Source organism: Paenibacillus sp. 598K, from assembly GCF_003851045.1.
Classification (GTDB): domain Bacteria; phylum Bacillota; class Bacilli; order Paenibacillales; family Paenibacillaceae; genus Paenibacillus_D.
In genome coordinates this window covers 150,470-172,198 of the sequence record NZ_BFBX01000042.1, presented here as the reverse complement: position 1 = coordinate 172,198, position 21,729 = coordinate 150,470, and the positions used below count along the sequence as shown (strand labels likewise).

At 57.9% G+C, this 21,729-nt stretch carries 20 protein-coding genes; 1 reads left to right on the top strand and 19 read right to left on the bottom strand.

Features of this window, described 5'->3' with window-relative positions:
- Positions 1-60: 60 nt before the first annotated feature.
- From PA598K_RS14400 to PA598K_RS14310, 19 genes are all read right to left on the bottom strand, one after another.
- Positions 61-2,331, bottom strand: coding sequence for a S8 family peptidase (locus PA598K_RS14400; protein ID WP_185601965.1), 2,271 nt, complete (start codon positions 2,329-2,331; stop codon positions 61-63).
- A gap of 416 nt (positions 2,332-2,747) precedes the next feature.
- The gene (locus tag PA598K_RS14395) at positions 2,748-3,272 is read right to left on the bottom strand and encodes a hypothetical protein (RefSeq protein ID WP_128657637.1); all 525 of its coding nucleotides are present in this window, start codon (positions 3,270-3,272) and stop codon (positions 2,748-2,750) included.
- A gap of 239 nt (positions 3,273-3,511) precedes the next feature.
- Positions 3,512-3,982, bottom strand: coding sequence for a Dps family protein (locus tag PA598K_RS14390; RefSeq protein WP_128657636.1), 471 nt, complete (start codon positions 3,980-3,982; stop codon positions 3,512-3,514).
- A 117-nt stretch (positions 3,983-4,099) separates the two neighbouring features.
- Positions 4,100-4,957: a CheR family methyltransferase gene (locus tag PA598K_RS14385; RefSeq protein WP_128657635.1), complete on the bottom strand. Its 858-nt coding sequence runs from the start codon at positions 4,955-4,957 to the stop codon at positions 4,100-4,102.
- Entirely contained in the window at positions 4,954-7,710 is a 2,757-nt protein-coding gene (locus PA598K_RS14380; RefSeq protein ID WP_128657634.1) for a CHASE3 domain-containing protein, read from the bottom strand. Before PA598K_RS14380 ends, PA598K_RS14385 begins: the two co-directional genes overlap by 4 nt.
- A gap of 210 nt (positions 7,711-7,920) precedes the next feature.
- A complete protein-coding gene (locus PA598K_RS14375) occupies positions 7,921-10,119 on the bottom strand; it encodes a methyl-accepting chemotaxis protein (RefSeq protein WP_128657633.1) in 2,199 nt (732 codons plus the stop codon).
- Between the two features lie 389 nt (positions 10,120-10,508).
- Positions 10,509-10,922, bottom strand: coding sequence for a F0F1 ATP synthase subunit epsilon (locus tag PA598K_RS14370; RefSeq protein WP_128657632.1), 414 nt, complete (start codon positions 10,920-10,922; stop codon positions 10,509-10,511).
- A gap of 23 nt (positions 10,923-10,945) precedes the next feature.
- Complete coding sequence (gene atpD / locus PA598K_RS14365; protein ID WP_128657631.1) at positions 10,946-12,349, bottom strand: F0F1 ATP synthase subunit beta; 1,404 nt, start codon at positions 12,347-12,349, stop codon at positions 10,946-10,948.
- A 39-nt stretch (positions 12,350-12,388) separates the two neighbouring features.
- Positions 12,389-13,249: an ATP synthase F1 subunit gamma gene (gene atpG / locus PA598K_RS14360; protein WP_128657630.1), complete on the bottom strand. Its 861-nt coding sequence runs from the start codon at positions 13,247-13,249 to the stop codon at positions 12,389-12,391.
- A gap of 163 nt (positions 13,250-13,412) precedes the next feature.
- Positions 13,413-14,918, bottom strand: coding sequence for a F0F1 ATP synthase subunit alpha (gene atpA, locus PA598K_RS14355; RefSeq protein WP_128657629.1), 1,506 nt, complete (start codon positions 14,916-14,918; stop codon positions 13,413-13,415).
- A gap of 15 nt (positions 14,919-14,933) precedes the next feature.
- Positions 14,934-15,482 (bottom strand): F0F1 ATP synthase subunit delta, encoded by a 549-nt coding sequence (locus PA598K_RS14350; protein ID WP_128657628.1) that lies wholly within the window; start codon positions 15,480-15,482, stop codon positions 14,934-14,936.
- Positions 15,479-15,964, bottom strand: coding sequence for a F0F1 ATP synthase subunit B (gene atpF / locus PA598K_RS14345; RefSeq protein ID WP_185601964.1), 486 nt, complete (start codon positions 15,962-15,964; stop codon positions 15,479-15,481). The genes PA598K_RS14350 and atpF overlap by 4 nt, the downstream gene beginning before the upstream one ends.
- 108 nt (positions 15,965-16,072) lie before the next feature.
- Complete coding sequence (gene atpE, locus PA598K_RS14340; RefSeq protein ID WP_128657627.1) at positions 16,073-16,285, bottom strand: F0F1 ATP synthase subunit C; 213 nt, start codon at positions 16,283-16,285, stop codon at positions 16,073-16,075.
- Positions 16,286-16,393: 108 nt separating this feature from the next.
- Positions 16,394-17,179, bottom strand: coding sequence for a F0F1 ATP synthase subunit A (gene atpB / locus PA598K_RS14335; RefSeq protein WP_128657626.1), 786 nt, complete (start codon positions 17,177-17,179; stop codon positions 16,394-16,396).
- 9 nt (positions 17,180-17,188) lie between these two features.
- Complete coding sequence (locus tag PA598K_RS14330; protein WP_128657625.1) at positions 17,189-17,572, bottom strand: ATP synthase subunit I; 384 nt, start codon at positions 17,570-17,572, stop codon at positions 17,189-17,191.
- Entirely contained in the window at positions 17,565-17,774 is a 210-nt protein-coding gene (locus PA598K_RS14325; RefSeq protein ID WP_128657624.1) for a hypothetical protein, read from the bottom strand. Before PA598K_RS14325 ends, PA598K_RS14330 begins: the two co-directional genes overlap by 8 nt.
- Before the next feature lie 457 nt (positions 17,775-18,231).
- A complete protein-coding gene (gene wecB, locus PA598K_RS14320) occupies positions 18,232-19,374 on the bottom strand; it encodes a non-hydrolyzing UDP-N-acetylglucosamine 2-epimerase (protein ID WP_128657623.1) in 1,143 nt (380 codons plus the stop codon).
- Between the two features lie 45 nt (positions 19,375-19,419).
- A complete protein-coding gene (gene upp / locus PA598K_RS14315) occupies positions 19,420-20,049 on the bottom strand; it encodes a uracil phosphoribosyltransferase (RefSeq protein WP_128657622.1) in 630 nt (209 codons plus the stop codon).
- 121 nt (positions 20,050-20,170) lie between these two features.
- Positions 20,171-21,262 carry a hypothetical protein gene (locus PA598K_RS14310; RefSeq protein ID WP_128657621.1) on the bottom strand — a complete coding sequence of 364 codons (1,092 nt, stop codon included), beginning with the start codon at positions 21,260-21,262 and terminating at the stop codon, positions 20,171-20,173.
- Positions 21,263-21,454: 192 nt separating this feature from the next.
- Between PA598K_RS14310 and PA598K_RS37965 the strand changes: the two genes are divergently transcribed.
- Positions 21,455-21,586, top strand: a complete 132-nt coding sequence (locus tag PA598K_RS37965; protein WP_260405409.1) for a hypothetical protein — start codon at positions 21,455-21,457, stop codon at positions 21,584-21,586.
- The last annotated feature ends 143 nt before the right edge of the window (positions 21,587-21,729 follow it).

The window sequence follows — 21,729 nt, the reverse complement described above, 5'->3', positions numbered from 1 at the left end:
CAGCATCGCCACCGCTTGGGCGCGCGTCGCCTGCTCGCCCGGCTTGAAGCGATCGTCGCTTTAGCCGCTCACGATGCCTTCCTTACGGAGCGCGACGATCGCATCGGCTGCCCAGTGCCCGCTGATGTCCCGGAAGCCGCCGACCAGTTCATCCTGTTGTATTATTAATCGGTAATAATGATGAGTAAATGCAGCATCAGCTGAAATTTTAACATAATAGAGCCCCGCCTGCAGCCGCTGCTCCATCGTCAGTCTTTCGGCGCTCGACTTCGCCGAAGCTATCGACCGCTGGGAACGATCGTACAGATCGAGTCGCACGGACCGGGAAGGCGGGATGTCCTCGACCCGGAGGTCCAGCACGCTCTCTGCCTGGAGCCGAAGCTGGAACCAATCCTCGTCCGAGCTCTTATGGATGACACCGATGTACTCGGAGCCTGGCCGCACGGTCGTCGCTTCATAGGCCCGATTATTCGGCTCGTTCGGGTCGTCGTAAGCGGTCAGGTAGTCGAAGTCCAGCGTATACGTGCCAACGACCGGGCTCGCTTCGGCGGCTGCGGCATTGTCGACACGGATGTAGTACTTGCCTGGCGTAATCGTCAGCGAAGGCGACTCCTCATCCTGTCCGTCGCCTCGCTCGTCGATCGTCAGCAGCGGGTCGCCCGCGCGCTGGATCGCGATGCGCGGGTCGATGCGTACCGTATCGGTCGACAGCTTCAGCCGCAGCTTGCCCCCTTGCGTGAACGTGACGACAAACCAGTCATGATCGCCCGTCTGGTGGAAGTTGCCGGTAATCGCCTGGCTCTGCGGCTTCAGCGTAGACGCCTGATAGCTTTTGTCATTCACCTCGTAGGGATCTGGCGCCATTCGGAAGTCGGAGGTTGCGAGATAGGGGAGCGCGCTTTTGGAGGCGCCGTCCTCCAGCTTCAGCTCGATATAGTTTTTCCCCTTTTGGACCGAAAATTCCGCCGACTTGGTGCCGATTTTGATCCGTTCCTCCGTCCGTTTGCCATCCGCTGCGACATGGCTGATCACGACAGGCGGCATCGGCTCTCCCGGTTCGATCAGTCCCTGGAACAGAAACGACAGCTTGCCGTCGTATGGCGCGTCGAGCACATACCAATCGCGATCCGCCCCGCCGTCGAGCGAGCCGCTCCTCTGGGAATGAAGGGGATAGGGATAGGCCGCAGCCATCGTGTTATTGGGCTCAGCCCCATCGGATCGCCCGCGCCCGGTCAACGCCTGATCGGCTCGCAGCAAGCCATAACCCGTCGCCGGGTCCCAGCCCGCCGCTCCGATATCCTGAGCAGACTCGCGCAGACGTTCTCGCACCTGATAAGGCTTCAGCTCCGGATACTTGGCCCAGAGCAACGCCGCGACCCCCGCCGCCTGCGGGGCTGCCAGAGAGGTGCCTTCATCGTACTTGTAGCCGCCGCCCAGCTTGGTCGTATAGACGCGCCATGGCGCAGCCACGTCGACCTCCGGTCCCGGGTTGGAGCGGGGCTCGGGTTGATTGTCAGCCGTGGCGCCGCCCACCGCCAGCACCGTCGGATAGGCAGCCGGGTATTTCACAGCAGCCTTGTCGCCCAGCAGCAGGCCGTCGTTGCCGGTGGCTGCCACGAGCAGTACACCCTTGCTCTCGGCGAGCGCGACGATATCGCGCATATAAGGAGAATACCGGTACAGCCCGACCGAGAGGACGACGATTTTGGCGCCGTTGCGGACCGCGTACAGGATGCCCTCCCCCAGTCGGTCTTCCTCGCTGTAGCCTTCGTAATCGAGCGCTTTGATCGGCATGATCCGGGCGTGCTGGACGATGCCCGAGACGCCTTGACCATTATTACCGACCGCAGCGAGCACACCCGCTACCCCTGTGCCATGACCGTTGTCGTCCTGTGGCGGTGATCCCGGCTTGATCAGATTGACACCTTCGACCAGATTGCCGATCAAGTCCGGATGCTGCAGATCGACGCCTGTATCGACGATAGCGATCGTCAGATCGGAGCGCGTATAGCCGCTCTCCCATACCTTCTTGACCCCGATCGGGTCGAGATGCAGTTGCTTGGCCAGCTCGGGGTCGCTCATCGCTGGGTCAGCCAGCGTCCGCACCTTGCCGTTGGGATGCACATACTCGATCTCCGGCATGGCGCGCAGCTCCGCCAGCCAACGCCCCGGATCAGTCTGTCGCAGCGGCTGCACGATATCAATCGACAGCTCCTGCTGCCGACCGACCAGCACGGTTCCGGACGGCAAGGGCTGCGGGGTGCCATCGCGCCACTTGAGCAGCCAGCTGCCCGGCTCGTCCGCAGCAGCTATAACCCCTGCCAACCTCATCGACCGAGGCTCCGACGACAAGCTCTGAGGCTGCAAGGCCGTCAAGAGCAGCGCCGCTGCTATCGCACACAGCAACAGACCGCGCCAGAGGCGCCGCCTAGCGATGCGCCGATTGCGGCTATGCAGCTTCGACGCTATAAGAGCCGCATCCTGCGGCATGTTTGTGCTCTCCTGGCTATGTATGGTCATCGTTTGTCGTAACCCTTTATTTAGGTTTAGAAGATACATGTTTATTTCGATCTGAACCTGCCGAACTCCTTTTTATCGACAGAGAAAGGGACTTTTTGCCTATTTTTAAAGCGCATTCATCTTATTTCGTACATCTGCCCCTGTATATCGGACAAAAAACAAGCCTTGCGTGTTTAGCGGAGGCCGCTTTGCGCAAGGCTTTGCTCTCAGTTAATAAGGGCTGCAAACTAATTTTCCGCCCATGTCACAGTTAACTCGATGACACCCTCTTGACTGGCCATAAGGCCGCCGATCATGGACCAGCTATCGCCGGTTTCGGTATCGGTCCCCTGGAAGACGATGTTTTTTTCGTCGATCAATTGGCTGTCTGACGACAACTTCGATTCAAAGTATTTTTTGTACAAAGACGTAACCTGCTTCATATCCTGCTCGGTCGTAAAAATGATCATTGCGTTTTTCTTGCCCTCATTCTCGCCAGAAGTAGCGGTCGTGACCTTCGCATCCTCCGGCAGCGGGAAATCCGACGGCAGGTTGGCTGGCAGCTCGCTCGACGTCTCAGGGTCGGCGTTGCTTGAATTATTTGCAGGATCGTTTTGGTTTTTGTCTGGGTCGACATTGCCCGTGCCCTGCTCATTTGTGGCTGGGGCTGTATTATCCGGCTTCTCTTCCGGCGCTTGATCGCTATTGCCGCATGCGCTCAGAGCGACCATCAAGGCCAAGGCTACGCCAGCAAGCCAACGTTGTTTTTTCATAAGTAACACATCCTTTGTGTAGAGTTAGCTATCTAGTAGTATCATGCTACCCGACAATCCCGCCCGCCGGAAGGTGCTTCAGGTCCAGTTTTCGCCCTCGACCGAGGTCCAGTTTTGCCTCCCCATCCCTGGTCCTATAACGCTTACTGTTCGCCCAACTCCTGCAATCAGGCGGATGCAAGAGACTCGCGCGCCCTCCAAAAAGGACCGCCAGCAGCGGTCCTTTTTTGTAATGAGGCTTAGCCCAGTACAGCCTTCAGCATCCAGATCGTCTTCTCGACCGACTCGGTCCGTCCGATCAGGATGTCCGCCGTTGGCTCGTCGCCGGCTTTCTCGGCCAGCTCTGCTCCCGCGCGGCACTCCTCGGCCAAGACGGTATAATCATCGATGATCGCCTGGACCATCGCATTGGCATCCTTCTCGCGGCCTGTCGCTTCCTTGATCGACGACAACGACAGATGCTCCTTGAGTGTCGATACCGGGCTGCCGCCGATCGTCAACACGCGCTCCGCGAGCTCGTCCAGGATAAGCGTTGCCTCGTTATACAGCTCCTCGAACTTCACATGGAGGGCAAAAAAGTTCGGCCCCTTCACGTACCAGTGAAAATGATGAAGCTTCATATACATGACGCTCCAGTTAGCTACCTGTTTGTTGAGATGATCGATAACTTCGGTGGCTTGGGATTTTTTGCTTGGCGCTTTTGTTGCCATAATCCATCGCACTCCTTTTTATTCATTCTGATTTATTCATTCTGAGTTGACATTACCCTTGCAGGCAATGGCTCAAACAGTTCAGAATTAGGATGCGCTAGACGGCTCGCCGTTTATTCACTGCGCTTTGCGCGCCTGATAGATCTTCTGTTGCGGGTCCAGATCGATGTAATACTGCCGATGCCGAGTGAGCATGAGCGACTCCTTGCTGCCCAGCGCCAGGATGCCCCCAGGGGCCAGCGAGTCATGGAACAGGTCATGCACATGCGACTGCAGCTCGAGATCAAAATAGATCAAGACGTTGCGGCAGAGGATGACATGAAATTCATTAAACGACCGATCCGTCACCAGATTATGATGGAAAAACAAGGTGTTGCGGATAAGCGAGGGACAAAAGTAAGCATAGACCTGGTCGCTGTCATAATAAGAAGAAAACTCTCGCTGTCCGCCGGAGCGAATATAATTCGTCGTGTACGCTTGCATCCGATTGAGCGGAAACGCGCCTTCGCGCGCCCGCTCCAGCATCGATTCATTAATATCCGTGGCGTAAATCTTCGTCTTCGCCAACAGCCCCTCTTCCTCCAGCACCATCGCCATTGAGTACACCTCTTCGCCGCTCGAACAGCCGGCATGCCAGATACGCACCTCCGGCAGCCGCTGCAGGATCGGGACCACCTTCGTCCGAAAGGCATAGAAAAACAAAGGGTCGCGGAACATCTCCGTGACCGGAATCGAAAAATCGTTCATGAGCCGCTTGGCCGCCTCGGGGTCGTGCAGCACCCGCTCCAACAGCGCCGTAATCGTCGGCAGCCGCTCGGCGGCGAGCCTGGACCTGACCCGGCGCGCCACGGAGCTGCGTACATAATGACGATAATCGTAGCCGTACAGACGATACAAGCCCTCAAGCAGCAGCTCCAGCTCCAACTGCTCCAGCTTGGTGCAATCCTGGGGGATATCGGCGCTCGAACCGTTCATCGACCGGCCTGCTTGGAGAGCCAGACCCGGATCATCGACAACAGCCTGCGCAGATCGACCGGCTTGCTGATATAATCAGAGGCGCCTGCCTCCAGACAACGATCGCGGTCCTCCTTCATCGCCTTGGCTGTGAGCGCGATTACCGGCAGCTCGCTGTACTGCGGATTATCCCGGATCTTGCGAATCGCGGTATAACCGTCCATGACAGGCATCATAATATCCATCAGCACTAGCGCGATGCCAGGCTCGGTCTCAAGCGCCTGCAGCGCTTCTTCTCCATTGCGAGCGGTATGAACGCGCAGACCTTCCCGCTCCAGCGAGTTGGTCAGAGCAAAGATGTTGCGCTCGTCGTCGTCGACGATCAGCACCTCTTGGCCGCCAAGCGCAGTCAGCTCCTCCGCCTCCTCTAGCTCTGCTGGGGAGCGACTCTCCTGCGTCTGTCTCCGTTCGTCCTCCGGCTGGCTCGCGGCAGCTGCCCCCCACTGCGCCGTGTCGAGCTCCCGATGTGCCGCAAGCGCGGCAGGCAATGGCTCTCCAGGATTCATATTAGGTACGTAAACGGTAAACACGCTGCCCTCATCCGGCCGACTCTCGACCGTCAGCTTGCCGCCGAGCAGCGCAGTCAGCTCACGGCAGATCGAGAGGCCTAGTCCGGTGCCGCCGTATTTGCGGCTCGTCGTTCCGTCAGCCTGCTGGAACGCCTCAAAGATGATCGCCTGCTTTTCTTTAGGAATCCCAATGCCTGTATCGACGACGCTGAGCGCCAGCACGCTGGCCCCGTCCTGGGCAGGCAAGTGTTCGTTAATCTCTTCGGTTGACGCATTGCGGACAGTCAAGGCGACCTCGCCCTGGTCCGTAAATTTGAAGGCATTGGAGAGCAGGTTTTTCATAATTTGATGCAGCCGCTGGCTATCGGTGTAGAAAATTTCGTCCGTATCCGGCGCGATCTCCACATGGAAGTCAAGCCCCTTTTGCTCGGACGTTTTCTCGAACTGATGCCTGAGCAATGCGGCCAGCTCCGAGATGCTCATCTCCTCCATTACAATATCCAGCTTGCCCGCCTCGACCTTCGACAGGTCGAGAATATCATTGATCAGACTGAGCAGATCCTCGCCCGCCGAATGGATGACGCTCGCATATTTTTGCTCATCCTTGTCGAGATGGCCGTTCTGGTTTTCCGAGAGGATCTGCGAGAGGATCAGCATGCTGTTGAGCGGCGTACGCAGCTCATGCGAGATATTAGCCAGAAACTCCGATTTGTAGCGCGAGCTCTGCTTGAGCTGTTCTGCATTCGTCTCCAGCGCCTCGCGGATCCGTTCAAGCTCCTGCGAGCGCAGCTCGGCGAGACGATTCTGCTCCTCGAGCTGCTCATTCGTCACCCGCATCTCCTCTTGCTGCGCTTGCAGCTCCTCGGATTGCGACTGCAGCTCCTCGGTGAGCGTCTGCGACTCCTGCAGCAGCGTCTCAATCTCTTGACGACTGACCGCGCTGTTGATGATCGCGCCGAACGTCTCCATCGTCTTCACGAGCAGCTCCCGCTGCTGCTCTCCAAATGGCGAGAAGGAAGCCAGCTCGATGACGGCGACGACCTCATGCTCGAAGCTGGATGGCGCAATGATCAGATGCTGCGGCTGCGATTGCCCGAGTCCCGAGGCGACCGCATAGTAGTCCGGCGGCACGTCGGACAGCTGGAAGATCCGGTTGTCCTTGGCCGCTTGCCCCACGAGCCCTTCGCCCATGGCGAATTCGCTCTGCACCTTCGTGCTGGAAGCAAGGGCGTAGCCGGCCTGGCGGACCATGATGTCCTCGCCATGCTTGCCCCGCTTGCGCAGATATAGTACGCCATAAGCCGCTTCGAGCAGCTCCGACAGCCGCGTGACGAACGATTCGGACAAGCCGCCGATATCCGTCTCGCTCTGATGCTCGCTGATCAGCTCCGTCACCTTGGCTTGCAGCCATTGCGATTGCTCGACGTTGTCCAGCAAGGCATTGGTCGCGATCGATAGCTCGTAGATCTCGTCTCGCGTATTGACCTCGATCCGTTGGCTCATATCTCCCTCAGGTGATGCAATCATTCGGATCGCCCCGTTGATGTCGCGGATCGCCCGCACGATGCTGCCCGATACCGTAAAGGCAATCATGAGCGCGATGCCGGCGACGATCAGCAGAGACGAGTAGAGCATCACCTGCAGCCACAGGTTCTGCTCCCGCAGATTGTCCGTGCGCTCTGTCGTCAGGGCGCGCTCCTCCGCGCGGAAGCTGCTGAACTTCTCGCGCGATTGATCGACGATGCGCTTGCCGGGGTCCGTCACGAAAAAGCTGGCTACTGCGTCCTCATTTCGCTGCTCCTTGAGTGAGATGCTCGGATCGCCTACTGTGCTGATCCATTCGACGAAGGTAGCTTTAATCGCATCCAGCGTAATCTGCTGCTTCTCGTTGTCGCCGATCAACGACCGGAGCAGATTGTAGTCCTGTTCCCAGTTGGACTTGGAACGGTTGTACGGCTCCAGATAGCTGTTGCGACCGGTGATGATATATCCGCGCTGGCCCGTCTCCAGATTGAGCAGATGCCGCTCGAGGCGGTTGGTCAGATCATGCACTTCGATATCATGGTCCGCAATAAAGTCGATTTCCTTTTGAAGCGCGGTCAGTTGTCCGCCAACGACCAGAATCGCGACCGTCAAAAAGAGGATCACCACGGTGTAGCCAACGACGATTTTGGAGCGAATACCCCACTTCATTTTTTTAGGCATGGATCGGGTTACCGTCCTTTATCAAATAATTAATCCTTTACTAGCTTAGCTTTTCTACTCCCCCGAGGCAAGCACCAGATGAGAATTCTGTGAAACGAGCAACTGCTGCGCCTCACCATGCAAAAAGCCGCCCCCCGTGTTGCTGTCATCCGGGGAACGGCTAGGGTATCTATGGCGGCTTGGACAACTCTGACGACTTGGGCAGCTCGTTTACCGCCGCCTCGCTTCCGTCAGTTGGAACTGACTGACCAGCTGCTGCAGGAATGCGGTGATCGCCTCGACGTGATTGGACGTGTCGCGTACGCCGGCGAACTCCGAGATCAGCTCCTGCACCTTGCCCTCCACCTCGGTCGAGATCGTCCGATTCTCCATACTGACCGCCGCGATTTTCTCCATCAGCAATACGACCTGGTCAATCACCTGGTTTTTCTGGAGATCCTCCTCCTTGGCGCTGGCCAGCATCTCGGATGCGGCCGAGACGAGCGCCGTGCCCTCGCTGACGACCAGCGTTCCTTCCTCCATCGAGGCGAACGCTTGCTGCGCGTTGGCGTGGATGTTCTGCACGATCCCGTGTACCTCCTCGGTCGACGTGCGTGTCATATCCGCCAGCTTGCGGATCTCGGAGGCTACCACAGCGAAGCCTCGACCGTGCTCGCCGACCCGCGCCGCCTCGATCGAGGCATTGAGCGCCAGCAGATGAGTCTGCGCCGAGATCTGCTCGATGACGCCGAGCACGCTGCGGATCTCCTGCGTCGTATCCATAAAGGCGCGGATCGTACCGTTCGTCTCCTCCACCTTGCTGGAGATCTGACCCATCTTGCCGCCGATTCGCTCCACCTCGCCCTGAGCCATCGCGATCTGCTCCGATGCCTGCTGCTCTAGGACGCGCAGCGTCTCGCGCATCTGGTCGGCCGCTTCCTTCGCGTGGTCGATGTCCTTAAGCTGACGGCGGATACTGCGGATCATATCATGGACGCGCTGACTTACCCGTTCCGTAGAGCCTGCGGTCATATCGGTTGTCTCATTCAGCTCATGCTGGCTGGACATGACGTCTTTGGCGGCCAGCTTCACCTGGAGCATGATGCCCTCGAGCGAGTCGATCATGTTGTTGATCCATTTGGCCAGCTCGCGGATCTCGTCGTTGCCGTAATTCCGAGTCGACAGCCGCTGTGTCAGATCGCCCTGCCCTTCGGCGTTGATGCGGATGAAGCGGTGGAGCTCATCGAGCTGAGCGACGACCCTGCCGCTGCCCCGCGACTGGATGATCGCGATGCCGACGCCCCCCGCCGCCAGCAGCAGACCGACCGTAGACAGCGCCAACAGTAGCGGAGAGAGCTGCGCCGCGAGCAAGTAGACGAGCAGTCCGCCCAGCAGGCTGAGCGTGACCAGCAGCAGCAGATTCATCTTGAGCGTCTGCCAGCGGATGCTGCGCAGCCGATAGACCTCCTCGAGATCGCCCTCGCACATCATCCCCCACACATCCGGGCAGTGCGGGAGCTGGAACGTGACGCCCTTGCCGATGACGGGAATATGACGATAGTCGGAATAGCCGGGGAACTCGACGAACAGATTGCTGCCATTGCGGATCGTGTTGGCTACGCCCGGATGCAGCTCGCCTGTAGCCGGGTCGGTGAACAGAATCTCGAGCTCGGTATGCTCCTTCACAGAGACGACGCCCCAATCGGTCGTTACGCCGTCCTTCAGGTTCTCCCCATGCGTGAACGTATGATCCTCGAAGCGGCTGCGCGAGAGCGCCGTACCCGGTACGATATGGGTTTGGAGCTGCGGCTTGGCCATGAACAGGTAGTTATCGCCGGAGTCGGGATAGACGTGTCCAGACTCGCGCTGGATCAGATCGCCGAGCACGTCGTTCGGGACGCGGCCGCAGATCGCTCCGCAGTATGCGCCGTCCTCCACGAGCGGCAGGATGAACATAACTGTCATCTTGTCGTGGAATGCTGAGGAGCGCGGCCCGATCGCAAGCGTCTGCGGATCGGGATACGGCCCGAATAGACACTTCTGTCCTCCTCGTTGTCTGGCATAGGCCAGACCGGCGGCGATTGGACTCGTATCGTCGTGGAAGACTCCGACATGTGCCGGGTAGGTGGAGCTGATGACACGGCCATCTGGGGCCAGTACGAAAATTTCGCTACAATCAACCGCTCGGGTGTAGGTCGTGGTGAGGTGCTGGCGGAAGGGTGCGGTGTCGGACGCGGACAGCTTGTCCTTGAGATGGAAGCTTAGTCGATCCAGATGGCCCCAATATTCCTCGGTCCAGGAGATCAACAGATGCTTGCGGGTATCGGCGAACCCCTCGAACACCTGCTCCACATCTGACTTTCGATGACGGTTCAACCTGTAGGACCACCAGAGCGGCAGCCCCTTGCGAAATCCGAGCCAATCGAACATTTCCATCCCCACCCCTACGGTTATGTTATCTGTATGTTCGTTAATATAACATAAAATCAAGGAGAATGGGACCTTAAAACTATATTTTTTCAAAAATAATGCTATTCCTCACATTTTAAAGCGCAATCATTTACATATCTTGTCGAATTTCCGAATAAGAGTGTTCGTTCTAGGTCGAAAGGCCATGTAAACCGGGCTTGATGCGATCTGCACACCGCCGGTTTAACCTAACGTCTGCGGATGAAATAAATGAAACCCACCATTAGAATAATGAGTGCTACAAAAAATAAAATTCCAACAGGACTAATTATGAACACCATCACCAACACCTCCAATTAAATAAGCGGCACAGGAAAATCCTGTGCCGCTTGTGCCTTGCGAGATCAAACTTAGTGGTGCGAACCAAAGCCTTGCTTGACCTCGAGACGGTTGATCGCACGCTGGAGCGACAGCTCGGCGCGCTTGCGATCGGTGTCGCCGCCTTTGCCGGAGAGACGCTGCTCGGCGCGCTGCTTGGCCGCCTGGGCGCGCTCAGGGTCGATATCCGACGGCAGCTCAGCGCTCTCCGCCAGGACGACGACCTTGTCCTTGCGCACCTCGACGAAGCCGCCGTTGACCGCGATGATGCTCTCCTGGCTGCCGTTCTTTACCCGCAGCGGGCCGATCTGCAGCGGCGTCACGAGCGGGATATGCCCAGGCATGATGCCCAGCTCGCCCTGGATGCCGCGTACGATCACCATATTAACCTCCTGAGCGTATACCTTACGCTCAGGCGTTACGATTTCCAGTAAAAAGGTGCTCATGTGAAATCCTCCTGCCTTTCGCTTTACAGCGTTTTGGCTTTCTCCACGGCCTCTTCAATCGTGCCAACATACATAAACGCTGCTTCTGGCAGCTCGTCATGCTTGCCGTCGAGGATCTCTTTGAAGCTGCGAACGGTATCTTGAACCGCTACGTATTTGCCCTTGATGCCGGTGAACTGCTCCGCCACGTGGAATGGCTGCGACAGGAAGCGCTGAATCTTCCGCGCCCGAGCAACGGTCACCTTGTCCTCTTCGGACAGCTCGTCCATACCGAGGATCGCGATGATGTCTTGCAGCTCTTTGTAGCGTTGCAGCAGGCGCTTGACGCCTTGCGCGACATCATAGTGCTCCTGGCCGACAACCTCTGGCGACAGGATACGGGAAGAGGATGCCAGCGGGTCTACCGCCGGGAAGATCCCCATCTCGGAAATTTTACGCTCGAGGTTCGTCGTTGCGTCCAAGTGGGCAAACGTCGTCGCAGGAGCCGGGTCAGTATAGTCATCCGCAGGAACGTAGATCGCTTGGATCGACGTAACGGAGCCTTTTTTGGTCGAGGTGATCCGCTCCTGGAGCTGACCCATCTCAGTTGCGAGTGTCGGCTGGTAACCTACCGCGGACGGCATACGTCCGAGCAGGGCCGATACCTCGGAGCCCGCTTGCGTGAAACGGAAGATGTTGTCGACGAACAGCAGTACGTCTCTGCCTTCGGTATCGCGGAAGTACTCCGCCATCGTCAGACCCGTCAGGGCTACCCGCTGACGTGCGCCCGGTGGCTCGTTCATCTGACCGAATACCATCGCGGTCTTCGGCAGAACGCCCGAATCCTTCATCTCGTGATACAAGTCGTTGCCTTCGCGCGTACGCTCGCCGACGCCAGCGAATACGGAGATCCCGCCATGCTCCTGCGCGATGTTGTTGATCAGTTCCTGGATCGTAACCGTCTTGCCGACGCCCGCGCCGCCGAACAGACCGATCTTACCGCCCTTCACATAAGGGGCCAACAGGTCGATAACCTTGATCCCTGTCTCGAGGATCTCGGCTTGCGTCGACAGCTCGTCGAACGTCGGGGCCGGACGGTGAATCGGCAGGTTAACCTCCGATACCGCTTCGCCCGCCTGGTCGATCGGCTCGCCCAGTACGTTAAAGACCCGTCCCAACGTAGCCGCGCCTACAGGGATTGTGATCGGCGCACCGGTGTCGATAACTTCGGCGCCGCGCACCAGACCGTCAGTGGAGCTCATCGCTACCGCTCTGACCATGTTGTCGCCGAGGTGAACCGCTACTTCCAGCGTCAGGTCGATGTCCTTGCCGGTAGCACCGCCGTCATATTTGACCTTGACTGCATTCAAGATCTCAGGCAGTTGTCCACGTTCGAATGCCAAGTCGACAACAGGACCCATGACGGATACAACGCGTCCTTTTTTCATGTTTTTCCCTCCTGGTTCCTTCTATAAGTGCATCCGTTGTTACGATTGGGCGTTCGCACCTGCCACAATCTCGGAAATTTCTTGCGTAATGGCCGCCTGCCGCGCACGGTTGTACGTCAGCGTCAGCCCGGAGATCATCTTCGATGCGTTCGTGGACGCGCTGCCCATTGCCGTCATCTTGGCCCCGAACTCGCTCGCCTTGCCGTCGAGCAGCGCGCTGTAGATCAACGTCTCCGCATACTTCGGCAGCAGCACCTCGAGCACGCCTTCCGGAGAAGGCTCGTATTCGTAGCTGGCCACGCTCGCCTCGCCGCCGACATCGTCGAGCGGCAACAGACGTTTCTCCGTCGGGATCTGCGTCATCGCATTGACGAACTGGTTGTAGAACAGGTTCAACTCGTCATATGCGCCCTCTTCGTACTTTTTGACCGCTGTATAGGCGATCGCCTTGATGTCCGCGAAGGTCGGCATATCCGGCAGACCCGTGATCTCTTCCATGACGCGCATGTTGCGCCGACGGAAGTAATCGCGGCCCTTCCGGCCGATGACGAACAACTCATACTCATCCTGCGATTTATGCCGCGCCAGGATCGTCTGCGTCACTTTGCGAAGCACGTTCGCGTTGTAGCCGCCCGCCAGACCCTTGTCAGACGTAATGACGAGATAACCGACCTTTTTGATCGGCCGCGTCTCCAGCATCGGATGCTTGACATCCTTCGTGCCGGCCGCGATGCTCGCCACTACTTCCTTCAGCTTGTCGGCGTAAGGACGTGCCGCTTCGGCCGCCTCTTGCGCGCGTCTCAGCTTCGCCGCAGCGACCATCTCCATCGCTTTGGTGATCTGCTTCATATTTTGAACGCTTTTGATCTGGCGTTTGATATCGCGCATGCCTTTTGCCAATCGTTTCACCCGCCTTTGTTGCCGTAGAGCGCACGGACGCCATCTGCCCGCGAGGGGCACTCCGACGAGCGCACTCCAAAGCCTGGTGTTGGTCCTGTACTAGGTAGGACACCCCCTCCGGCAGCGCCGGAGCGAGGGTAGAGCCATCTATATCGAGCTTTGCTTAGGCAAAGCTGCGTTTGAACTTGTTGATCGCGTCGACCAGAGCTTTCTCGTTGTCGGAGGTGATCTCTTTGGTGTCGCGGATGGAGGTCAGAATCTCCGGTTGGTTGGATTCGAGGTACGAGTGGAACTCGCTCTCGAAGCGCAGGATCGAATCGACAGCGATGTCGTCGAGGTGGCCTTTGACGGCAGCAAAAATACTGACGACTTGCTTTTCAACCGGCATCGGCTGGTTGACGCCTTGCTTCAAGATCTCGAGCGTACGCGCGCCACGGTTCAGACGAGCCAAGGTGGACTTGTCCAGATCGGAGCCGAATTGGGAGAATGCTGCCAGCTCGCGGTAGGCCGCGAGGTCCAGACGGAGCGTACCGGCTACCTTCTTCATCGCCTTGATCTGGGCGGAGCCGCCGACCCGGGATACCGAGATACCGACGTTAACCGCCGGGCGCTGACCGGAGTAGAACAGGTCCGACTCCAGGAAGATCTGGCCGTCTGTAATCGAGATGACGTTGGTCGGGATATATGCCGATACGTCGGATGCTTGCGTCTCGATGAATGGCAGCGCCGTCAGCGAGCCGCCGCCCAACTCGTCGCTCAGCTTGGCTGCGCGCTCCAGCAAGCGGGAGTGCAGGTAGAAGACGTCGCCCGGGTAAGCTTCGCGGCCCGGAGGACGACGGAGGAGCAAGGACAGCTCGCGGTAGGCCGCAGCTTGCTTGGTCAAGTCATCATAGATAACGAGGACATGCTCACCCTTGTACATGAAGTATTCGCCCATCGCACAGCCGGCGTATGGCGCCAGGAACAGGAGCGGCGAAGGCTCGGATGCAGCGGCAGTAACAACGATGGTGTAGTCCATCGCGCCATGACGACGCAGCGTTTCCACAACGTTAGCTACGGTCGATTGCTTCTGACCGATCGCTACGTAGATACACTTCATGCCATTGCCTTTTTGGTTAATAATCGTATCGATCGCGATCGCCGTCTTACCGGTCTGGCGGTCGCCGATGATGAGCTCGCGCTGACCGCGGCCGATCGGCACCATCGCGTCGATCGCTTTGATCCCGGTCTGCATCGGCTCGTGAACCGATTTACGGTCGATAACGCCCGGAGCCGGAGACTCGACAGGACGGAATTCGGTTGTCGCGATATCGCCCTTGCCGTCAAGCGGCTGGCCCAGCGGGTTGACGACGCGGCCGAGCAATGCTTCGCCGACTGGTACTTCCATGATCCGTCCAGTACGCTTGACCTGGTCACCCTCACGAATGTCGGTATACGGTCCGAGGATTACGACACCGACGTTGTTCTCCTCCAGGTTGAGCGCCATGCCCACTACGCCGTTGGCGAACTCGAGCAATTCTCCGGCCATCGCGTTCTCGAGGCCATGCACACGGGCGATCCCGTCACCGACGTTGATGACTGTGCCGACATCAACGACTTGGATATCGGATTTATATTGTTCGATCTGTTGTTTAATCAGCGTGCTGATTTCATCAGGTCTGATACTCAATTCGTTCACCCCTATCTACAATGCTTTGGATTTCAACGTTTTCTCAAGGCGAGCCAGCTTGCCGGACAGACTGCCGTCATAGAGACGATCGCCGATCCGCACCTGGATGCCGCCCAGCAAAGAAGGCTCGAGCACTTGCTGCGCCACGACCTGCTTGGCGAGCAACTTGCCGAATTGCGCTTCGACGCTCTTCAGCTCATCTGCAGACAGCTCCTGAGCCGTATAGACGGTCGCGCGGGCCTGACCGAGCTGGTCTCCGGCTACGCGGGTATAAGCTTCATAGACATCCTGCAGCATGCCCTGACGACGGCGAGCGATCAAGAGCGCCACCGTGTCCAGCACGAGCTCCGATACATGGCTGCTGAGCGCTTGCTTCAGGATCGCCAGCTTCTGATCGCTCCCGATATTCGGGCTCGACAGGAACTTGCCGATCTCCGCGTCGCTCTGCACAGCCTCGACGACGAGCTTGAGCTGATCCTCGACAGCGGCAATGGCTTGCTGCTGCTGCGCCAGCTCGAACAACGCCGCCGCATAGCGTTTGGCGACTACGGCTTCGCGGCTCATGGTCGGCCTCCTACCTCTTTGAGGTATTGGTTAACCAGTTGCTCTTGCGACTTGCTGTCGACTTGCTTCTCGATGATCTTCGAGGCAATCTTCACCGACAGCTCGCCCACTTCGCCGCGCAGCGAAGCGATCGCTTTGTTTTTCTCACTCTCGATATCCTTGGTTGCTTCCTCTTTCAGACGAGTTGCTTCCGCTTTGGCCGTGTTGATAATCTCGGTCGCTTGCTTGGTGCTGGTCGTCTTCGATTGCTCGATGATCTCGTAAGCATCCTTGCGCGCCTGATCGAGCTGTTGACGTTGTTCCGACAGCAGTTGCTCGGCTTGGGTGCGGTTCTGCTCGGCGGTGGTGATTTGCTCCTGGATCAGCTCTCTGCGCTTCTCCATCACACTCATCAGAGGGCCGAATGCATATTTGCTAAGCAGCCAGTACAACCCGATAAAAGCAAGGATCATAATGACTGTATTTGTCCATACAAAATCCACGGATGACACTCCTTTCGCACGTATGGTTTCCTGTGGGCGCATAAGCCCGAATCATAACGAAGGCGTGGAGGCTGACGCTTCCCCGCCTGGATATGATGGATTCGATTATTAGGTGAAGAAAATCAGGAAACCGAGAACGACGCCGATAATCGGCACAACCTCGACGATACCAACACCGATGAACATGGTTGTTTGCAGTGCGGATTTCGCCTCAGGCTGACGAGCGATACCTTCTACTGTTTTGCTGACGATCATACCGTTACCAAAACCAGCGCCCACTGCGCCCAAACCGATTACGATTGCTGCATCCAAAAACTCCATCTTTGAATATCCTCCTTAAGGGATTGCTTGGTTTATTTTGGTTGTGCTTGTGTATCATGCTCCCGGAGCGGCGCCATTGAAGCAGCGTTTACCGGGTTCATTTGGTGGTTAATGTTCCTCATGTACGATCGATTCGGCGATGTACACCATCGTCAGAATCGTAAACAGGAAGGCTTGAATGCCGCCTACGAAAATACTGAAGCCTTGCCACACTGCCATCAGCGGCAAACCAATCCAGCTCAGCATCAGAATGGTCGAGATCAGAACCTCGCCCGCAAAGATGTTGGCATAAAGACGCAAAGCAAGCGTCATCGGCTTGGTCACCGTCTTGAGCAAGTTAAGCGGCAGGAAGATCGGGAACGGCTCCAGGTAATGCTTGAAGTAATGCTTCGTATTCATCCGAATGCCGAGATAGTGGATCAGGAAGAATACGACGAGCGCCAGACCGGACGTTACAGCGATATCGGCCGTAGGCGATTTCCACCAAGCAATCGCGAGATGCTTGTGATCGGCATGCGCCTGCTCTACAGCATCGGCGGAGATGATCTCCATCCCGAGGAACTCGACAGAGCCGTGATAATCTTCTCTGACTTCGGTGATGACCCCGAGCGGCAACCCGAGAACGTTCGACACGAAGATGAACAAGATAAGCGTCAGGCCGAGCATGACGAACTTCTTGGCCTTCTGAAGCGGCATTGTGCTGGCAATCGTGCTGTGCACGAAGTCGATAATCCATTCCACGAAGTTCTGCAGCTTGGACGGATTGTGGACCGACAGATTGCTGACGGCTACACGCGCAAAGACGAATACAACGATACACGAGACGAGGATGGATGCAATCGCCGACAGGTCGAAACGCAGCCCTTGGATCTCAACGATCGGAAATAAATGCATGCAGTAATTTCACCCCTTTCCTCTGGACTCACGCAGGTTGTTCAGAAAAGCTGCCACCAAAACTGCGAACTGGACATAAAAGCTCGCAAACAATGCGGCTGGCAAATTCAGCTGCTCCGGAAAGCGAAGCGCGAGCATAACGACGACGAGAACCATCGCAAAGCGGGCTCCCATGCCGATCCCCAAACGCTTGCGGGGACGCTCCTCGCTCATCGCGTGCTCCAGGAACAAAATGCGCCGCTTGAGCATAAGCGCATTCATAATGCTCGCCAACACGCCAAGTATCAGACCCGCCGCAACCGTCCTGCCTTCCGGCACAACGATCCAGGCTAACAAACACCCTGACGCAAAAAAAAGAGCGGAGCGGATTGCACGCCTCAAAAGTTCATCCATCGGTGTCCCCCAATACTCTCTTGACCAGCAGTACGCAGGTGTACAGACCGACTGCCAGACCAACAAGCACGCCCGTAATGACGGACCCCAGCTTGTCCCCGACAACATAACCCAAGCAAATGCAAATCGCGACATCAAGTCCCATCGCGCCGACCAGACCGGCCGCGCGCCACGGACTATCCAGATTGCTCTTCTTCGTCATGGCTTATACCCCTGTCAATCCTCATATATTTTATCGAAGCGACGCAAGGTTTGTCAATCAATATAAATTCAAACATTTAGTGAACGAAAAACCGAAAACCCTTGATAATACTGGATTCTCAAGCATCCACAACCATACAGTGCCACTGTACGCTGTATGTTGCGGGCGGGAACTGTACGCTGCAAAGCCTGATAAGTGCTCTTGGAATGGTCGGAGAACGATGCAAGCGCTCTATTCGAAAGGGGGTCTGGCAACGCCGCCAGGCGGACCGCCGACGCCCGCGCTCAAGCCCTCGGCGCTCGGCTGAGGCGCTCGCTCGGGCACACTCCAACGAAAGTTTCTTTCCCTACCGCACCGAATTGACCGCCTCTCGATGCTCTAACGAAAGTTTCTTGCCCACCCACGCCACTCGCAGACTGGGGGGACCTCGGCGTCCCCCCCCTCGCTCACTGGCTAGCTAAGCTTGGAACGGCTCGGGCCGGTCAGCCGTGCGCCCGAAGTGATGCAGGATCGCTTGCACGATCCGTTCGGAGGCGCGGCCATCGCCGTAAGGATTGGCCGCCTGGCTCATCGCCTCGTACGCCTCGCGATCTGTCAGCAGCTGACGGGCGGCGGCGTATACCTCCTCCTCCTCCGTGCCGACCAGACGCAGCGTGCCGGCGCCGATGCCCTCCGGGCGCTCTGTCGTATCGCGCAGCACCAGGACAGGCACGCCATAGGACGGCGCCTCCTCCTGCAAGCCGCCCGAGTCCGTCAGGATCAGATGGGTATGCGGATAGAAGTTGTGCAGCTCGACGACATCCATCGGATCGATCAGCCGGATCCGCTCATGTCCGCCAAGGATCTCCTCTGCCGGCTCCTTGACTGCGGGGCTGAGATGGACCGGATAGACGATCGCGACATCGTCGAATTCGTCGGCGATCCGCTTCACCGCGCGGAAGATCTGGCGATGCGGCTCGCCCTGCGCTTCCCGACGATGCGCCGTCATCAAGATGAGGCGCTTGCCCTTGGCCCAGTCCAGCACAGGATGCGCGAAGTCGTCCTTGACCGTGTAACGGAACACATCGATCACCGTGTTGCCGGTGACATAGATGTCGTCCTCGCGCTTGTTCTCCTTGCGCAGGTTATCCGCCGACAGCGACGTCGGGGAGAAGTGCAAGTCGGCCAGCACGCCTGTGAGCTGGCGATTCATCTCCTCCGGATATGGGGAGAGCTTGTTCCAGGTGCGCAAGCCAGCCTCGACATGACCGACCTTGATCTGCTGCATAAAAGCCGCATAGCTGGCAAGGAAGGTCGTCAGCGTATCGCCGTGCACCAGCACGATATCCGGCTGCGCCTCGCGCAGTACAGGCTCGAGCCCCTGCAGCACGCGGATAGTAATCTCCTGCAGCGTCTGGCGATCCTTCATCACATCGAGATCGTAGTCGGGATGGATGTCGAATACCTCCAGCACCTGGTCGAGCATCTTCCGATGCTGCGCCGTTACGCAGACGATCGATTCGATCTGCTCGGGGTGACGCTGCAGCTCCAGGATGAGCGGCGCCATCTTGATCGCCTCCGGACGTACGCCGAAGATCGTCATTACCTTTATTTTGCTCACGAGGGGTCGCCTCCTATTCCATATTCTTGCTCCGCATGAAAAATTCTACTTCGTACCGAAGATGCGGTCCCCGGCATCGCCGAGACCTGGCACGATATAGCCGTGATCGTCAAGCTTCTCGTCGACGGCGGCGACATGGATGTCTACATCAGGATGCGCCTCTTGCACCGCGCGGACACCCTCCGGCGATGCGATCAGGCACATCAGACGAATTTGCGTACAGTTATTTTTCTTGAGCGAATCGATCGCCTTGATCGCTGTATTGCCGGTCGCCAACATCGGGTCGATGACGATCAGCATCCGGTCCTTGGCGTCGGTCGGCAGGTTCAGGTAATACTCCACCGCATCCAGCGTCTCGGGATTGCGGAACAGGCCGATATGCCCAACCTTGGCAGACGGGATCAGCTTCAGGATGCCCTCCACCATGCCGAGCCCCGCGCGCAGGATCGGCACCAGACCGATCATTCGTCCAGAGACAACCTTGGCGGTGGCCGTCGCAACCGGCGTCTGCACCTGGATCTCCTGCAGCGGCAGATCACGGGTGATCTCGTAGGCCATCAGCGTGGCTACCTCATCGACCAGCTCGCGGAAGTCCTTCGTATTGGTATCTTTGTTTCGAATAAAAGTAAGCTTATGTTGAATCAGGGGATGGTCGCAGACCACCAGTTTACTCATCGGGGATCCTCCTAGCCGAATCATTGAAATCTGTCTTACGTACTCAGAGCCTTGTATATTATAGCATTGTGCAGCAGTCTGTGCACAACAAGCTTGTCACAATCGCCCGAGCAAAAAACGATTATGAACTACAGGAGCTGCACGAGCTGCAGGAAGAGCCGCCGCCGCTGTCTCCGCTGCTGCCGCTGTCCCCGCCGCCGTGGTCGCCTGAGCTGTCATGATGGCTATGGCTGTCTCCACCGTGGCGTCCCGCATGTCCGCCATGGTCGTCTGCGCCATCGCGATTGTCGCGGCTGTCCCCGCCACCGACCGCCGAGCCGCAACTGCTGCCTGTGAAAGAGTGACGCTGTTGCTCGAGGCCCGCCTCGCGCATCGCTTCCTCCATGCGGTCGGGCATGGCGATCGATGCGAGCATAAGCGTGCCGCCCAGCAGCGACCAGTTGGCCGCATCCCCCGTGACGCCGTCATAACGCCGTTCGCCGCGAGCTGCCAGCTCCTCTGCCGTCGTCAGTTGCGCTCTCGCCTGCTGCAGCAGCCCCTCTCTGGCATTGGTCAGGGCATCCGACGCCGACGTATCGCCGATCTGGAACAGCTGCCGCCGCGCTGCCGCCTCATCGGGCTGTCGGAGCAGCTCCAGGAGTTCCGGCGACATAGGCGTCCGGTACATCGCTCCCCATAGCTGCGCGCCCGGCTGGTTCGGACCGAACAGCTCGCTGTACACCCAGTCGAACCAAGCACGCTCTGACGCTGGCTGAAGATCAGCGCCAGATGTCGCCGCAGCATGGGGCGCGTGGTGGATCGTCCGACCGCAAAATCGCTCGCACATCGTCTGATACTCCCGCGTAAACATCAGCATCTCATGCCACACCTCGTCGACCTTGGCACTGTACATCTCGACCCGATTGAGCAGCCCCGCCATCAGCAGGAAGCGTTTCATCTCGTGCCAGCGCCATGCCCACTCCCGGTCGCTCAGCTCGGGGTAGCGCTGCTGCATCCGCTCCTTGACCCGCTGCTCGTAGTCAGCCGGTATCGCATCCTCCAGTCGCTGCGCCGCCGCATAGGCTGGATGCTCAGGCCTTACTCCCAAGCCAGTCGGCGGCTTATGGGCCGGGAAGACATCCCGCTTCCCCTCCGATTGCTGACGTTTGGCGAACGAATAATATAGCACGCCCACCAACAGCAAGACTATAATACCAATTACAAAGTTGTCCATCCCCATCGTCCTCTCTGCACAGATTACATATGCCTCTAAGTATACCAGATCGTTCGTCTGCGACCCATTCCATTACAGCCTCCTGGTCTGCCAGTGATGCGATGTTTCGCGTTGCCGCAGACGGGTATAATCTACTATACGATGACGCACAGTAAGAGGATGCAACGATAAGTCGGGAGGAGGGGAAAACAGATGAGAAAACGTATGCTGATGTCCGCCCTCGGAATGGGGGCTGCTTACTTGCTCCGCAACAGAGAGGCGCGCGAAAAGCTGTTCCGCACGGTCCAGTCGTTCGTGGGCAAAACCAAGCGGCGCGTTCGCTAGAGGCCATCCTCTAGATGAGTTTGACGCGGCTGTAGATGTGACATGCAGGTTCGAGAGAGTTGGCTGGTTGGCGGCACCACTTGGGCCATATTTCGCACATCTCGGGTGGATTTGGCCGGTTGGCGGCACCACTTGGGCCATAT

Bases quoted from the DNA above. Each gene is read 5' to 3' on its own strand.
- PA598K_RS14380 (WP_128657634.1), bottom strand. From the start codon at position 7,710: ATGCCTAAAAAAATGAAGTGGGGTATTCGCTCCAAAATCGTCGTTGGC.
- atpB (WP_128657626.1), bottom strand. From the start codon at position 17,179: ATGCATTTATTTCCGATCGTTGAGATCCAAGGGCTGCGTTTCGACCTG.
- PA598K_RS14395 (WP_128657637.1), bottom strand. From the start codon at position 3,272: ATGAAAAAACAACGTTGGCTTGCTGGCGTAGCCTTGGCCTTGATGGTC.
- PA598K_RS37965 (WP_260405409.1), top strand. From the start codon at position 21,455: ATGAGAAAACGTATGCTGATGTCCGCCCTCGGAATGGGGGCTGCTTAC.
- PA598K_RS14385 (WP_128657635.1), bottom strand. From the start codon at position 4,957: ATGAACGGTTCGAGCGCCGATATCCCCCAGGATTGCACCAAGCTGGAG.
- PA598K_RS14390 (WP_128657636.1), bottom strand. From the start codon at position 3,982: ATGGCAACAAAAGCGCCAAGCAAAAAATCCCAAGCCACCGAAGTTATC.
- PA598K_RS14350 (WP_128657628.1), bottom strand. From the start codon at position 15,482: ATGAGCCGCGAAGCCGTAGTCGCCAAACGCTATGCGGCGGCGTTGTTC.
- PA598K_RS14325 (WP_128657624.1), bottom strand. From the start codon at position 17,774: ATGACGAAGAAGAGCAATCTGGATAGTCCGTGGCGCGCGGCCGGTCTG.
- PA598K_RS14330 (WP_128657625.1), bottom strand. From the start codon at position 17,572: ATGGATGAACTTTTGAGGCGTGCAATCCGCTCCGCTCTTTTTTTTGCG.
- PA598K_RS14370 (WP_128657632.1), bottom strand. From the start codon at position 10,922: ATGAGCACCTTTTTACTGGAAATCGTAACGCCTGAGCGTAAGGTATAC.
- atpE (WP_128657627.1), bottom strand. From the start codon at position 16,285: ATGGAGTTTTTGGATGCAGCAATCGTAATCGGTTTGGGCGCAGTGGGC.
- PA598K_RS14310 (WP_128657621.1), bottom strand. From the start codon at position 21,262: ATGGACAACTTTGTAATTGGTATTATAGTCTTGCTGTTGGTGGGCGTG.
- PA598K_RS14375 (WP_128657633.1), bottom strand. From the start codon at position 10,119: ATGTTCGATTGGCTCGGATTTCGCAAGGGGCTGCCGCTCTGGTGGTCC.
- upp (WP_128657622.1), bottom strand. From the start codon at position 20,049: ATGAGTAAACTGGTGGTCTGCGACCATCCCCTGATTCAACATAAGCTT.
- atpD (WP_128657631.1), bottom strand. From the start codon at position 12,349: ATGAAAAAAGGACGCGTTGTATCCGTCATGGGTCCTGTTGTCGACTTG.
- PA598K_RS14400 (WP_185601965.1), bottom strand. From the start codon at position 2,331: ATGAGGTTGGCAGGGGTTATAGCTGCTGCGGACGAGCCGGGCAGCTGG.